The organism is Desulforamulus ruminis DSM 2154, from assembly GCF_000215085.1.
Classification (GTDB): Bacteria; Bacillota; Desulfotomaculia; order Desulfotomaculales; family Desulfotomaculaceae; genus Desulfotomaculum; species Desulfotomaculum ruminis.
Genome location: NC_015589.1, coordinates 1 through 15,522, shown reverse-complemented (window position 1 = coordinate 15,522; position 15,522 = coordinate 1). Strand labels below are relative to the sequence as shown.

Sequence of the window (15,522 nt, the reverse complement as noted above, 5' to 3'; positions counted from 1 at the left end):
TTATTCATTCCCTGAAAACTAAACAGCGCTTTTCGTAAAGGTCGTTTCTAGGTCAAGTCCTCGATCGATTAGTACCGGTCGGCTCAAAACATTACTGCCCTTACACCCCCGGCCTATCTACCATGTCGTCTTCATGGGATCTTACCTCTTTCAAGTGGGAAACCTCATCTTGAAGCGGGCTTCGCGCTTAGATGCTTTCAGCGCTTATCCCTTCCGAACTTAGTTACCCAGCATTACCGTTGGCACGATAGCTGGTACACCAGCGGTCCGTCCATCCCGGTCCTCTCGTACTAGGGACAGCTCTTCTCAAGTTTCCTGCGCCTGCGACGGATAGGGACCGAACTGTCTCACGACGTTCTGAACCCAGCTCACGTACCGCTTTAATGGGCGAACAGCCCAACCCTTGGGACCTACTTCAGCCCCAGGATGCGATGAGCCGACATCGAGGTGCCAAACCTCCCCGTCGATGTGGACTCTTGGGGGAGATAAGCCTGTTATCCCCGGGGTAGCTTTTATCCGTTGAGCGACGGCCCTTCCACTCGGCACCGCCGGATCACTAAGCCCTACTTTCGTACCAGCTCGACTTGTGGTCTCGCTGTCAAGCTCCCTTTTGCCTTTACACTCTAACGCGCGATTTCCTTCCGCGCTGAGGGAACCTTTGGGCGCCTCCGTTACTCTTTGGGAGGCGACCGCCCCAGTCAAACTGCCCACCTGACACGGTCCTTTTACCAGCTTCATGGTATCAAGTTAGAATTTCAATATCTAAAGGGTGGTATCCCAACGGCGACTCCATACATACTAGCGTACATACTTCTCAGTCTCCCACCTATCCTGTACATCAAATACCAAAACCCAATGTCAAGCTACAGTAAAGCTCCACGGGGTCTTTCTGTCCTGTCGCAGGTAGACGGCATCTTCACCGTCATTACAATTTCACCGAGCCCCTCGTTGAGACAGTGCCCAAATCGTTACGCCTTTCGTGCGGGTCAGAACTTACCTGACAAGGAATTTCGCTACCTTAGGACCGTTATAGTTACGGCCGCCGTTTACTGGGGCTTCAGTTCTCAGCTTCGACTTGCGTCTAACTCTTCCCCTTAACCTTCCAGCACCGGGCAGGCGTCAGCCCCTATACGTCAGCTTTCGCTTTAGCAGGGACCTGTGTTTTTGGTAAACAGTCGCTTGGGCCTTTTCTCTGCGGCCTCTTCTCGCTCCAAATGTGCATTTTTCACGATACCGAGGCACCCCTTTTCCCGAAGTTACGGGGTCATTTTGCCGAGTTCCTTAACGAGGGTTCTCTCGCGCGCCTTAGGATTTTCACCCCACCTACCTGTGTCGGTTTACGGTACGGGCACCTACAAACCTCGTTAGAAGCTTTTCTTGGCAGTTTGGGATCCGCTGCTTCGCTACTTGTTTTCGCTCCCCTTCACTCCTCGGGCTTCCCGTAAGACGGATTTGCCTATCTTACACCCTACAAGCTTGGACCGGCTTTTCCAGCCGCCGGCTCAACGTACCCTCCTGCGTCACTCCATCCTCAAACGGTCTTAGGTGGTATCGGATTCTCAACCGATTGTCCATCGCCTACGCCTTGCGGCCTCGGCTTAGGTCCCGACTTACTCTGGGCGGACGAACCTTCCCCAGAAATCCTTAGGTTTTCGGCGGGCAGGATTCTCACCTGCCTTTTCGCTTACTCATACCGGCATTCTCACTTCTTATCAATCCACAGCTCCTTACGGTACTGCTTCCACTCGATAAGAACGCTCCCCTACCACTGTCTTTCGACAATCCAAAGCTTCGGTGCCAGGCTTAGCCCCGTTTCATTTTCGGCGCAGGGCCACTTGACCAGTGAGCTATTACGCACTCTTTCAATGGTGGCTGCTTCTAAGCCAACATCCTGGTTGTCTGTGCAACCCCACATCCTTTTCCACTTAGCCTGTCTTGGGGACCTTAGCTGTTGGTCTGGGCTGTTTCCCTTTTGACTACGAATCTTAGCACCCGCAGTCTGACTCCCGGAGTCTTAGTTATTGCGGCATTCGGAGTTTGATTGGGTTCGGTAACCCGTGAAGGCCCCTAGCCCATTCAGTGCTCTACCTCCGCAATCCATCCTCCGAGGCTAGCCCTAAAGCTATTTCGGGGAGAACCAGCTATCTCCTGGTTCGATTGGCATTTCACCCCTACCCACATCTCATCCGCCTCCTTTTCAACGAAGGTCGGTTCGAGCCTCCACTTTATTTTACTAAAGCTTCACTCTGGACATGGGTAGATCACCAGGTTTCGGGTCTACTCCAACGTACTTTCGCCCTTTTAAGACTCGCTTTCGCTTCGGCTCCGGCTTTCCTGCCTTAACCTGCACGTTGGATGTAACTCGCCGGTCCGTTCTACAAAAAGTACGCCGTCACACTTTTAACGTGCTCCGACAGTTTGTAGGCATACGGTTTCAGGTTCTTTTTCACTCCCCTCCCGGGGTGCTTTTCACCTTTCCCTCACGGTACTGGTTCACTATCGGTCGCTTAGGGTATTTAGCCTTGGGGGGTGGTCCCCCCGGATTCCCACAGGGTTTCTCGTGTCCTGCGGTACTTGGGATGTCCTCTGCAATTTTCGTCCTTTCGTCTACAGGGGTTTTACCTTCTGTGCCCTGCCTTTCCAGGCAGCTTCAACTAGGACTAGCAATCACTTGATGAGGATCCCTCAACCCCAGTGAACCGAAGTTCACTGGTTTAGGCTCGCCCCTGTTCGCTCGCCGCTACTTGGGGGTTCGATGTTTCTTTCTTTTCCTCCGGGTACTTAGATGTTTCAGTTCCCCGGGTGCCCTCCTCTGTGCCTATGGATTCAGCACAGGGTGACGGAGGTTTGCTCCGCCGGGTTGCCCCATTCGGGTATCCACGGATCAACGCCTGCTTGCGGCTTCCCGTGGCTTTTCGCAGCTTACCGCGCCCTTCTTCGGCCCTTAGCGCCTAGGCATCCACCGTATGCCCTTTCTTTCTTGACCTACTTCCTTCGCTCGGTTACTTTCATAACCTGCAAAATTGTTTCTACGACGCTTTACTTCTTTCGCTGTTTAGTTTTCAAGGAACGGTCGGCCTTTGATCTGCTTTCGCTTCTGAAAGGCCTGGATTTATGATTTTACCTGCTGAGATACTTAAAATCAACCGGTATTTCCTGGTTGATTTCAGGTCTCTCAAAACTAAACAGTCGGATGATGAACGATCGACCAGAGTACGCGCGTCTCGCGATAAGCTTCGCCCTGCTTCGTCAGCTGCTTCGCTCGTGTGCTCACGTATTCCTATACGCTCCGCGCACTCCCTCGCAGCTTCCTTGCTTGGCTCGCTTCTCCCAAGCCGCTTACGTTCTCCTTAGAAAGGAGGTGATCCAGCCGCACCTTCCGATACGGCTACCTTGTTACGACTTCACCCCAATCACCAACCCCACCTTCGACGGCTCTCTCCTTGCGGTTAAGTCACCGGCTTCGGGTGTTGTCAGCTTTCGTGGTGTGACGGGCGGTGTGTACAAGGCCCGGGAACGTATTCACCGCAGTATGCTGACCTGCGATTACTAGCGATTCCGACTTCATGTAGTCGAGTTGCAGACTACAATCCGAACTGGGACCGGCTTTCTCAGATTTGCTTCACTTCACAGCTTCGCTTCCGTCTGTACCGGCCATTGTAGTACGTGTGTAGCCCAGGACATAAGGGGCATGATGATTTGACGTCATCCCCACCTTCCTCCGTTTTGTCAACGGCAGTCACATTCGAGTTCCCGACATTACTCGCTGGCAACGAATGTTAGGGGTTGCGCTCGTTGCGGGACTTAACCCAACATCTCACGACACGAGCTGACGACAACCATGCACCACCTGTCTCTCTGTTACCCCGAAGGGCAAGGAGTATATCTCTATACTTTTCAGAGGATGTCAAGCCCTGGTAAGGTTCTTCGCGTTGCGTCGAATTAAACCACATACTCCACCGCTTGTGCGGGCCCCCGTCAATTCCTTTGAGTTTCAGTCTTGCGACCGTACTCCCCAGGCGGAGTGCTTATTGTGTTAACTACGGCACTGGGGGGGGTCGATACCCCCAACACCTAGCACTCATCGTTTACGGCGTGGACTACCAGGGTATCTAATCCTGTTCGCTCCCCACGCTTTCGCGCCTCAGTGTCAGTTACAGTCCAGAGAGCCGCCTTCGCCACTGGTATTCCTCCCAATATCTACGCATTTCACCGCTACACTGGGAATTCTGCTCCCCTCTCCTGCACTCAAGTCCACCAGTATCAGAGGCCTCACGGGGTTAAGCCCCGCACTTTCACCTCTAACTTAATGCACCACCTACGCGCCCTTTACGCCCAGTAATTCCGGACAACGCTCGCCCCCTACGTTTTACCGCGGCTGCTGGCACGTAGTTAGCCGGGGCTTCCTCTCAAGGTACCGTCATTTTGTTCTTCCCTTAAGACAGAGGTTTACAACCCGAAAGCCTTCTTCCCTCACGCGGCGTTGCTCCGTCAGGCTTTCGCCCATTGCGGAAGATTCCCCACTGCTGCCTCCCGTAGGAGTCTGGGCCGTGTCTCAGTCCCAGTGTGGCCGTTCGCCCTCTCAGGCCGGCTACCCATCGTCGCCTTGGGGGTCCGTTACACCTCCAACTAGCTAATGGGACGCGGATCCATCGGTTAGCGATAAATCTTTCCTCCTTAGAACATGCGTTCCTAGGAGCGTATCCGGTATTAGCAGTCGTTTCCAACTGTTATCCCGGTCTATCCGGCAGGTTATCCACGCGTTACTCACCCGTCCGCCACTAAGTTTAAAAATCACTAGGTTTCATTTTAAACTCCGTTCGACTTGCATGTGTTAAGCACGCCGCCAGCGTTCGTCCTGAGCCAGGATCAAACTCTCCATAAAATATCCTAAAATATTTTCAAGAGTTGATTTGCTCTTGTGTTCTGAATTACTCGCTAGCGTTTTCACGCTTTGACGAGGATTGTTTTTTGGTCCGCCTACTCTCGGGTTCTCACCCGACTTTGGCTTCCCGCTTTTCATCCATCATCGTTCTGTTTAGTTTTCAAAGACCAGCTTCGACCTCTTTCAAGGTCTCTTCTTTGTTTTCTCCGGTCCCGCAACCGGAATTTTAGTTTACCATCTTCAGCACTTTTTTGCAAGTACTTTTTTTGGTAATTTCTCTTTCGTGTCTCACGACACTTCTTCATCATAACACTACAAATTGCGACAGTCAATAATTATTTTTTATCTTCTGTCCCATGCTGCTGCCTGCCAAGGACAATATCTTTGATATAACAACACCTTAGCGGCGTATGTTAATATATCATAACAAAAAAAATGTGTCAATCTTAAATTAGCCAAAAAAACTGCTCCGGCAAATTTGCAGGAGCAGTTTTTCAAATTGTTTTTTATTCTCCCTCTTCTTCATCCGTATTTTCATCACTTACCACCCGGGCAATGGCTACAATACGGTCTGTTTCCGCGGTCCTCATCAAGGTAACCCCCTGGGTATTCCGTCCATAATGGGGGACGTCACTGGCAAATATCCTGATAATCACGCCTTCCGCCGTAATAATCATAATCTCATCGTCTTCTTCAACCACCTGTACTCCAACAACAAGGCCGTTTCTCGAAGTGGTCTTAATATTAATAATCCCTTTGCCGCCTCTGGTTTGCGACCTGTATTCCTCTAAAGAAGTGCGTTTACCAAAACCGTTGGCGGTAACCACCAGCAGGTCGGAGCCGGCCTTAACCACATCCATATTCACAACCGTATCTCTGGGAGACAGGGAAATCCCTTTTACTCCCCTGGCAGTTCGACCCATAGACCGAACATCTTTTTCTGAAAAGCGAATGGCCATACCATTTTTAGTGCTCAGTATAATTTCTTCCTGACCGCTGGTAAGCTCCACCGCCACCAGTTCATCTTCCTGCTCCAGATGAATGGCAATAATACCGTCCCGCCGGGAAGTATTATATTCTGTAAGCGGTGTCTTTTTAATAATCCCCTGCCTGGTGGCCATCACCAGATAGGTGTCATCGATAAATTCTTTGATGGGAATAACCGTTGTCACATATTCATCACCGCTAATGTAAAGCAGATTTACCAAGGGAGTTCCTTTAGCCGTTCTGCCTGCTTCAGGAACTTCATGTACTTTTAACCGGTAAACCTTACCCTTATTGGTAAAGAATAACAAATAATGGTGGGTTGAAGCAACAAAGAGGTGTTTTACAAAATCCTCCTGTTTGGTGCCCATGGCTGTAATGCCTTTTCCTCCACGCTTCTGGTTGCGATAAGTATCCGCAGAAATTCGTTTAATGTAACCCTGATTGGTGATGGTGACAGCCATAGATTCTTCATCAATTAAATCCTCAATATCAAAGTCACCGGCTGACTCATTGCTGATTACCGTACGCCGGGCATCAGCAAATTTTCTCTTTACTTCCACTAGCTCATCTTTAATAATACCCAGAACTTTCTTTTCATCAGCCAGTACAGATTTCAGATAATCGATTCTAGACAACAAATCCTTATATTCTTTTTCTAATTTTTCAACCTCTAAGGCTGTCAGGCTGCGCAGACGCATTTCTACAATGGCCTCTGCCTGAATTTCCGTCAGGTTAAATTTTTGTACCAAGCCTTTTTTAGCTTCATCGGTATTTTTGGACTCCCGGATAGTTTTAATTACTTCATCCAGGTTGGCCAGGGCGATCCGTAAACCCTCCACAATATGAGCCCGGGCTTCGGCTTTCTTTAATTCAAAGCGAGTTCTCCGGGTAATAACGTCCTTTTGATGTTCCAGATAATAAAACAATACCTGGGACAAATTCAATACTCTGGGTTGATTGTCCACCAGGGCCAGCATAATAACCCCAAAGGAATCCTGCATTTGGGTATGCTTATAAAGAAGATTCAAAATCACATGAGGATTGGCGTCTTTTTTTAATTCAATCACAATGCGCATACCCCTGCGGTCCGATTCATCCCGCAGGTCGGAAATACCTTCAATTTTTTTGTCTTTTACTAATTCGGCAATCTTTTCAATTAGTCTGGCCTTATTAACCTGATAGGGTATTTCATTGACAATAATAGCCTGTCGGCCGTTATTTTTACTTTCAATTTCAACCTGGGCCCGAATCTTAATACTGCCGCGCCCGGTTCGATAAGCATTTCTAATTCCGTCCCGGCCCATGATTTTGGCGCCGGTAGGAAAATCAGGACCTTTAATTACCTTCATCAGTTCGTCTATGGTAACATCGGCGTTATCAATCATCAGTAGAATTCCATCAATCACTTCGCCAAGGTTATGGGGCGGAATGTTGGTGGCCATACCCACAGCAATACCCGCAGAGCCGTTTACCAGTAGATTAGGAATTTTAGAAGGCAAAATGGTGGGTTCCTTGGTGCGGTTATCATAGTTGGGGGCGAAATCCACCGTTTCTTTATCAATGTCAGCCAGCATTTCCAGCGTAAGCTTAGCCATCTTGGCTTCGGTATAACGCATGGCTGCCGGCGGGTCACCGTCTACCGAACCAAAATTGCCATGCCCTTGAATCAAGGGATAACGGCTGGCAAAATCCTGGGCCAAGCGAACCATGGAATCATAGATGGCAGCATCACCATGGGGGTGATAATCCTGCATAACCTTACCTACAATACCGGCACTTTTACGATATGCTTTATCAGGAGTCAGTCCCAATTCATGCACTGAATATAAAATTCTCCTGTGCACGGGTTTGAGACCGTCCCTTACATCAGGCAAAGCCCTTCCTACGATTACACTCATGGCATAATCCAGGTAGGAGTTCTTCATTTCGCTATTAATATCTAAGGGGATGACCTTACCGGTAAGGGATGACATGAATAATACCTCCGGTTAAAATATTCTGCTTTTAAACAGTACAAGAAAAGCTTGGCCAACGACAAGGTAAGATACCCGAACGAAATCCTAGCTTTTCTCATGGAGTACACTTATTACTAAGTTTTGCCAGTTTTATTATAACAAAATCAATAGTTCATCGCAATTATTTGCTATTTAGTTGCGTTCCGCGGTAATAATTTGTCGATCCTGTACCTGATGCATAGTTACATTGCCGAAGCCGGCTTGTTCCAGCCAACGGGAATACTGTTCAAAGGTCCAGGTGCCCCCTGTTTGCGTGTTTACCAGCATATTTACCGCAAATAATTCCGCTCTGGGACTGGCTCCCCGGACCAGATCAAAAATAGCGATGCGGCCTCCGGAGCCCAAGGAACCGTGCACTCGATGAAACAAAGTACAATTTTCTTTTTCGCCGTAAATATGACAGATATTTCCCAAAAAGGCCAAATCAAAGGGCCCTTTAACCACTCCTTCTGTAAAATCACCGGGAACAAAAACAATATTTTCTCCGGGCAGCAAAGTCTTTTGCATTACTGCACAAACTTCAGGAACATCTTGTACCGTAACCATAGCACCTGCTCGGGCCATCGGTCTGGCATAATTTAGAGGGCCGCCGCCCAAATCCAATACCCGGGGTTTTTCAGGCAGGTCGGCCAGGCAAATTTTAACCAGTTCATGGGATATTTGGCCGGCATATTTACCCATGGCAGCCATAAATCCTTTAATATCCTGCTGATCACGCAGACGTTCCGGCGGTTTACCGGTTTTCAGCGTTTCCGGTAACTGAGTCCAGGATTTTGTTACATTGAAAGTATGAATCAGGGAATAGCCAATATAGTTTTCACTGTGGGTGTTATAAAATAAATCCTTTGCTTCGGAAGTTAATGTCATCTGTTCCTGATCTTTTGTTAAGTATCCCAGTGCTATTAAGGCCTCCGTTACGGTCCAGAGAGCACGAAAATCCATAGAAAGAGCTTGGGCCAATTCCTCCAGTGTTGCGGGTTTCTCATATAAAAAATCAAAAATACCCGTTTTCAAAGCTGCTCCTGCCACCAGCATTTCCTGTGGAGCCATGAGGTTTTTTAAATTTGGCATAATACCCCTCCTATTTAGTTTTTTGGGATCTTACCCGATGATTCTTTAACAGAATGGGAGCATTTACTTCACCGCGGTCGGCTCAGGTTCAGTAAAATTATATATCCAGATTTCTTACATAACGGGCATTTTCCTGGATAAAGTCTTTTCTTGGCTCTACCCGGTCCCCCATCAGCATGGAAAACGTAGCGTCCGCCTCCAGGGCGTCTTCCAGGGTTACCTGCAACATGGTCCGGGTGTCCGGATCCATGGTGGTCTCCCATAACTGCTCCGGATTCATTTCACCCAAGCCTTTATAACGCTGAATGTTTACGTTATCATAACCAATTCTTTTTAGCAGTTGTTCCAGTTCTTCATCGCTGTATAAATAACTGTCGTGCTTCCCCTTGCGCGCTCTGTAAAGGGGTGGCTGAGCCACGTATAGATATCCTGCCTCAATCAATTCTCTCATATGGCGGTAGAAAAAGGTCATCAGCAGGGTACGAATATGGGATCCATCCACATCGGCATCGGTCATAATCACAATTTTATGGTAACGGGCCTTGCTAATATCAAAATCTTCCCCAATACCGCACCCTAAAGCCGTAATCATGGCCCTGATTTCTTCATTGGCCAGGATTTTGTCCATTCTAGCCTTTTCCACATTAAGAATTTTACCCCTTAAAGGCAAAATAGCCTGAAAACGCCGGTCTCTGCCTTGTTTAGCCGAGCCTCCCGCCGAGTCGCCCTCCACCAGATATAATTCACAAAGGCTGGGGTCCTTTTCCGAGCAATCCGCTAATTTTCCCGGTAAAGACATGGTTTCCAAAGCGCTCTTTCTGCGGGTAAGTTCTCTGGCCTTGCGAGCTGCTTCCCTGGCTCTGGATGCCGTAACCCCTTTTTCAATAATCTTTTTTGCTACCGAAGGATTTTCTTCCAAATAGGTCGATAAAGCTTCAGAAAAAATAGAATCGACAATGCCTCTAACTTCGCTGTTACCCAGCTTGGTCTTAGTTTGTCCCTCAAATTGAGGCTCAGGGACTTTAACACTAATAACAATGGTGGCTCCTTCACGGATATCCTCCCCAATAAGATTGGGATCGTTATTTTTAAGAATATTGTGCGTACGTCCATAATCATTGATGATCCGGGTAAGAGCGGTTTTAAAGCCTACTTCATGGGTTCCGCCTTCAGTGGTATGAATATTATTGGCATAGGATAACATGGTTTCACTGTAGGAATCATTATATTGCATAGCAATTTCTACACTGACATATTCCTTTTCACCGCTAAGATAAATGGGTTTGGCATGCAGAACCTGTTTATTTCTGTTAAGATGCTTTACGAAATCCTGAATTCCACCCTCGTATTGAAAAACTTGTTCATTTTCGGTTTCTTTTCGTTCATCCCGCAGGATGATTTTAATCCCTTTATTTAAATAAGCCAACTCTCTCATGCGCTGAGAAATGGTTTCCAGACTGAACACCAGTTCTTCAAAAATCTCTTCATCCGGCTTAAAGGTGATTTTTGTGCCGGTACTTTTACTTTTACCAATGATTTTTAATTCTGTTACAGGAATGCCCCGGGAATATTTCTGGTAGTATAAATTTCCGTCCAGCTTAATTTCTACTTCCAGTTCGCTGGAAAGAGCATTTACCACCGAAACGCCCACCCCGTGCAAACCACCGGAAACTTTGTAACCACCGCCGCCAAATTTACCGCCGGCATGAAGCATGGTTAAAACCACTTCCACCGCCGGTTTACCCACTTTACTTTGGATACCTACCGGGATACCTCGTCCATCATCTTCAACCGTAACCGAATTATCTTTATGGATAATGACTTCAATGCGACTACAATAACCAGCCAGTGCCTCGTCAATACTATTATCCACCACTTCATAAACCAAATGGTGCAGACCCCTGGCACTGGTGCTGCCAATATACATACCCGGCCGGCGCCGGACGGCTTCCAAACCTTCTAAAACCTGAATCTGGTCCGCACTATATTCATTAAGCTGTTGTTGCTGCTGGTCCATAGCCATGACCTCCATCTATTCACATTGACTCCATATTATACCATAATTAGTATTCCCACTCAAGGAAGGGTACTAACATCAATCCTGTCAACGGGTTTTTAAACTAAAATTATGAATCAAAAATTTGCAGTACAAAGAAAAAACCGCGGTTTACACGGTTTTTGAACATTAATCTTCTTCCTGGGTTTCTAAGATGTTATCCGATCTCTTTTTCAAAGTGGTGCAGGAGATAGGGGAAACAAAAATCTCTTTTGAGGTAATAACCAGTGATTTTTCTTTATCCACCTGGGAGATGGGTTGGATAAAACCTTCATCCTTAGCGATATCAATAAATTCTCTGGTAATTGAGGATGCCTTGGTCCGGGTATCCAGAATGGCGATAATGTCTTTTTTAAGAACAACAATATCCCCGCCCAAGTGTAGAAACATTAATATTCCTCCTTTAACTTGAGGTTGCCTGCAGTTACCTGCCATATTGCGCCGGAATCTTTAATCTGCTCTTCCATACCACCGGGAAAACTGGTGGTGATAAAAGTTTGCACCTTATTCCGGATCCTCTCCAAAAGCATCATTTGTCTGCTGCCATCCAACTCAAACAAAACGTCATCCAGCAATAGCAAAGGGTAAATACCAAATTCATAATGCCATAATTCCAGTTGAGATAGCTTTAACGATAAAGTAACCGTTCTTTGTTGGCCCTGAGAACCAAAGGCCTTTGCTTCAATGCCGTTAATGGATAAAGACAAATCGTCTCTGTGAGGACCCAATAATGTTTGGCAGCGCTGAATTTCTTCATTTCTTAATTTTTTAGAAGAACGTGCAAAAATGTCATAGATCTGATCTTCTGCCAACCCTGGTTCCAACACCAGGGAAGATAAATATTTCGCCTGTAATTCTTCTTGATTACCAGTCAATCCATAATGTATTTTTCTGGCGATAGGAATTAATTTAGCCAGTATCTGCAGCCTTAAAAAGATGATTCTAGCACCGTAGCGGTATAACTGTTCATCCCAAACCTCCAGCATTTCCTGAGATGAACGTCTGGTCCTGATTTCTTTAAGCAGTGAATTTCTTTGTGTTACCACTCTGGAATATTGCTTCCAGGTATAATGATACCCCGGATTTAAAAAACCTACTTCATAATCAAGAAAGTGTCTTCTTTCCTGAGGCGATCCTTTGACCAGATATAAATCTTCCGGGCTAAATAAAACAACACCAAAAGGACTTAACTCAGAGCGAGTACTTTCCGCTCCGTTAATCCATAACTTCTTTCCTTTGGTCTCGATGGACCACTGAATAAAAAATTTTCCGGATGAAGTTTCTAATTGCGTGTTTACAGCAGTCTTGGCACTTTTCCAGTTAATCACATCCCGGTCCTTTTCAGCCCGAAAAGACCGGCCCCGTAAAGTATAATAAATAGACTCCAGTAAATTGGTCTTACCCTGAGCATTGGACCCGGTAATAATGTTTATGGATGGATGGGGGTTAAAAGAAACCTCCTGGTAATTACGAAAATTACTCAGATCTAAGCGGTTTACCCTCAAAATTTCACCTTCACATCACTACTAAAAAACTTCCGACTCCCTCAACTTCTACGGTATACCCTGATTTTAGAAGCCTACCCCTCTTCATTTCCAATAATCCATTTACCTTTACCATGCCGGATTGGATGAGTACTTTGCTTTCTCCCCCAGACCCGGATACATTGGCCCATTTTAGGAATTGGTCCAGGCGGATTTCTTCTGTATTTACTTTTATTTTTTGCATCAAAGAGCTTTCACCTCTTAGGATGTACGGACAGGTAAGACCAAGGATAAATATTGATCTCCGTCAACAGGACGCAAAACACCCGGACTTAAGGGTCCTGTTAAATCCAAATAAATATTGTCGCTGCCAATGGCTCTAAGAGCATCAATCAAATACACGGCATTGAAAGAGATTTGCATGGCTTCTCCTTCAAGATAAATGGGAACTTCCTCATGAATTCGTCCCACTTCCGTATTGGCAAAGATAATCATTTTATCTGTCTCCAGTGATAGACGAACAATTTGTGTACCCACCCGGGCTAATAGGGAGGCTCTTTCCAGAGATTCCAAAAGATCTTTTGTTTTTATGCGCAGGCGGGTTTTATGCCCTTGAGGTATTACCTGACGATAGTTGGGAAACTGGCCTTCAATCAGACGGGAAACCAAACGGGTATCTTCCATACTGAAAATAATCTGATTATCACCAAGAGAGATATCTACCTTACGGTCTGGCGCGCCAATGACCCGGGAAAGCTCATTTAATGCCTTGCCAGGAATGATAATGTTTTTCTCTCCTGCAATATCGGCAACCTTCTCTTCCCGCAAGGCCAGACGGTGTGTATCGGTAGCGATAAGACGCAAATCGCCCTCGGACATTTCCATTAGCACACCTGTAAAAACAGGCCTGTTTTCGTCGTTAGAGGTAGCAAAAAGAATTTGGCGAAGAATCTCTTTCAATTCTTCCTCCGGCAGACTAAAGGTATCGTTGCCCTGGGGCGCCGGAAAAGCAGGAAATTCTTCGGACTCAAAACCGTTGATGGTGATTTCCGATTGGCCGTAACGAATGACGGCATTGATACCCTGTTCTGTTTCAATTTGGATCGGCGTGTCCGGAAGTCTTCTTACAATTTCCACCAGATACTTGGCCGGCAGAACAATGGATCCTTCTTCCTGGATGTTAGCCGGAACAGTGCACTGAATACCCATCTCCAGATCGGTGGCTTTCAGTTCCAACTGGTTATCCTTGGCTGAAAGTAAGATACCAGACAAAATAGGCAGAGGGTTTTTAGGCGATACCCCCCTCTGGGCGGTGGTTACTCCTTGAATTAGGTTCTGACGGGTACAGATTATTTTCATATTCTATCTCCCGATATCATAATTATTATTTATTATACTTATTTTTTATAGAAGTAGTAGTAAGTGCTGTTAATTTGTGCAAATCAGAGCTGATCCCTTGGCTGACAGAATTTAAGCCTGTAAAGAAACTGTGGAGAAAAATGTCAGCAATTATTAACAGTTTTATCTGTTCTTTGAATCAGATAAGAGATAATCCACAGTTCTAACAGAAAATATCCACCTTTATGCACATTATTCACGGATACGTTTTCTTAATTCTTTAATGGTCTCCGTCAACACCGGATCGTTTTCTAATTCGCCGTTAATTTTGTCGCAGGCATGCAAGACCGTGGTATGATCTCGCCCACCAAATTCTTCTCCTATTTTAGGCAAAGACAAGTCCGTTAATTCCCGGGTTAAAAACATGGCCACCTGCCTGGGGAAGGCAACCGAACGGGTTCTTTTTTTCGCTTTTAAATCATCTACCCTTAACCCATAAAATTCCGAGACTGTTTGCATAATAACAGGAACGGTGATCACTTTTGGTTTACTGGGTGAAATGACATCTTTTAAAACCTCTGCTGCCAGTTGAGGGCTGGCCTCACTTTTTTCCAGGGAGGAGAAGGCACTTACCCGAATCAAGGCTCCTTCTAACTCCCGAATGTTAGAATGAATTTTATCCGCAATAAAAGCAATGGTTTCATCGGGAAAATTTTGCAAACCTTCCAGTTGGGCTTTTTTCCGTAAAATAGCTACCCGGGTCTCATAATCAGGAGATTGAATATCGGTAATTAATCCCCATTCAAAGCGAGAACGCAGCCGGTCTTCTAAAGTGGCAATTTCTTTAGGAGGACGGTCACTGGAAATGATGATTTGCTTATTGGCCTCATAAAGGGTATTAAAGGTATGGAAAAATTCTTCCTGGGTACGCTCTTTCTTTTCCAAAAATTGAATATCATCAATTAAAAGAATATCCATGCTGCGATATTTATTGCGAAATTCTACCGTTTGGTCGTCACGAATGGAATTAATTAGTTCATTGGTAAATTTTTCCGAGGTAACATAGGCTACTTTTTGGCCAAAATTATTTTCTAATATATAATGGCCGATGGCATGCATAAGGTGAGTTTTTCCTAAACCAACGCCTCCGTATATAAATAACGGGTTATACGCCTTGGCGGGTGATTCAGCCACCGCTAGGGAAGCGGCATGGGCAAAACGGTTGCTATTGCCGATCACGAAAGTATCAAAGGTATAACGGGGGTTAAGAATATTTACATAGGTATCTTCAGGGGATTTTTCTTTGGGTTTGGAAGGTTGATCCACTTCTTGACCGGCAATAATAAATTGAAGAGATACTTCTTCGTGCATGATGGCTTCATAGGCTTGTTTTATAATAGGAGCATACCGATCCGCCAGCCAGCTTTTAGAAAAATGATCGGGAACTTCTATTATAATGGTATTGTCATAAAAGGCCACTGGCTTACATTTAGCCAACCAGGTATCAAAGGAATGTTTATTGACTTGTTTTTCTAAACGGAGCAAAACCTGCTCCCACCTGGCCTGAATTTCATTTGACATGAAGAAAAAAGACCCCCTGAGTATATTTGTTCTATGTATTCGGCAAAAAAAATCCCTTAAATTGAATAAGGGAAGATAAGGAAAGTCAATATTTTATGATGATGA

The 15,522-nt window shown here is 46.0% G+C and carries 8 protein-coding genes and 2 rRNA genes; all 10 read right to left on the bottom strand.

Annotated elements, in window-relative coordinates; all coding sequences use genetic code 11:
- Positions 1-48 precede the first annotated feature (48 nt).
- A 23S ribosomal RNA gene (locus DESRU_RS00050) occupies positions 49-2,986 on the bottom strand.
- Positions 2,987-3,354: 368 nt separating this feature from the next.
- Positions 3,355-4,885, bottom strand: a 16S ribosomal RNA gene (locus DESRU_RS00045).
- Together the 16S and 23S rRNA genes form the textbook arrangement of a ribosomal RNA operon.
- Positions 4,886-5,391: 506 nt before the next feature.
- On the bottom strand, positions 5,392-7,845 hold the full coding sequence (gene gyrA / locus DESRU_RS00040; protein WP_013840097.1) for a DNA gyrase subunit A: 2,454 nt from the start codon (positions 7,843-7,845) through the stop codon (positions 5,392-5,394).
- Between the two features lie 174 nt (positions 7,846-8,019).
- Complete coding sequence (locus DESRU_RS00035; protein WP_013840096.1) at positions 8,020-8,958, bottom strand: methyltransferase; 939 nt, start codon at positions 8,956-8,958, stop codon at positions 8,020-8,022.
- Positions 8,959-9,055: 97 nt separating this feature from the next.
- Entirely contained in the window at positions 9,056-10,975 is a 1,920-nt protein-coding gene (gene gyrB / locus DESRU_RS00030; protein WP_013840095.1) for a DNA topoisomerase (ATP-hydrolyzing) subunit B, read from the bottom strand.
- A 168-nt stretch (positions 10,976-11,143) separates the two neighbouring features.
- On the bottom strand, positions 11,144-11,404 hold the full coding sequence (gene remB / locus DESRU_RS00025) for an extracellular matrix regulator RemB (protein ID WP_013840094.1): 261 nt from the start codon (positions 11,402-11,404) through the stop codon (positions 11,144-11,146).
- The gene (gene recF, locus DESRU_RS00020) at positions 11,404-12,519 is read right to left on the bottom strand and encodes a DNA replication/repair protein RecF (RefSeq protein ID WP_013840093.1); all 1,116 of its coding nucleotides are present in this window, start codon (positions 12,517-12,519) and stop codon (positions 11,404-11,406) included. Before recF ends, remB begins: the two co-directional genes overlap by 1 nt.
- Before the next feature lie 10 nt (positions 12,520-12,529).
- The gene (locus DESRU_RS00015) at positions 12,530-12,742 is read right to left on the bottom strand and encodes an RNA-binding S4 domain-containing protein (protein ID WP_041275498.1); all 213 of its coding nucleotides are present in this window, start codon (positions 12,740-12,742) and stop codon (positions 12,530-12,532) included.
- Positions 12,743-12,759: 17 nt separating this feature from the next.
- A complete protein-coding gene (dnaN, locus tag DESRU_RS00010; RefSeq protein ID WP_013840091.1) occupies positions 12,760-13,857 on the bottom strand; it encodes a DNA polymerase III subunit beta in 1,098 nt (365 codons plus the stop codon).
- Positions 13,858-14,088: 231 nt separating this feature from the next.
- Positions 14,089-15,417, bottom strand: a complete 1,329-nt coding sequence (gene dnaA / locus DESRU_RS00005) for a chromosomal replication initiator protein DnaA (RefSeq protein WP_013840090.1) — start codon at positions 15,415-15,417, stop codon at positions 14,089-14,091.
- Between the last annotated feature and the right edge of the window lie 105 nt (positions 15,418-15,522).

Excerpts from the sequence above, each read along its gene's own strand:
- gyrB (WP_013840095.1), bottom strand. The coding sequence starts at position 10,975 with ATGGACCAGCAGCAACAACAGCTTAATGAATATAGTGCGGACCAGATT.
- DESRU_RS00015 (WP_041275498.1), bottom strand. The coding sequence starts at position 12,742 with ATGCAAAAAATAAAAGTAAATACAGAAGAAATCCGCCTGGACCAATTC.
- DESRU_RS00035 (WP_013840096.1), bottom strand. The coding sequence starts at position 8,958 with ATGCCAAATTTAAAAAACCTCATGGCTCCACAGGAAATGCTGGTGGCA.
- gyrA (WP_013840097.1), bottom strand. The coding sequence starts at position 7,845 with ATGTCATCCCTTACCGGTAAGGTCATCCCCTTAGATATTAATAGCGAA.
- dnaA (WP_013840090.1), bottom strand. The coding sequence starts at position 15,417 with ATGTCAAATGAAATTCAGGCCAGGTGGGAGCAGGTTTTGCTCCGTTTA.
- dnaN (WP_013840091.1), bottom strand. The coding sequence starts at position 13,857 with ATGAAAATAATCTGTACCCGTCAGAACCTAATTCAAGGAGTAACCACC.
- remB (WP_013840094.1), bottom strand. The coding sequence starts at position 11,404 with ATGTTTCTACACTTGGGCGGGGATATTGTTGTTCTTAAAAAAGACATT.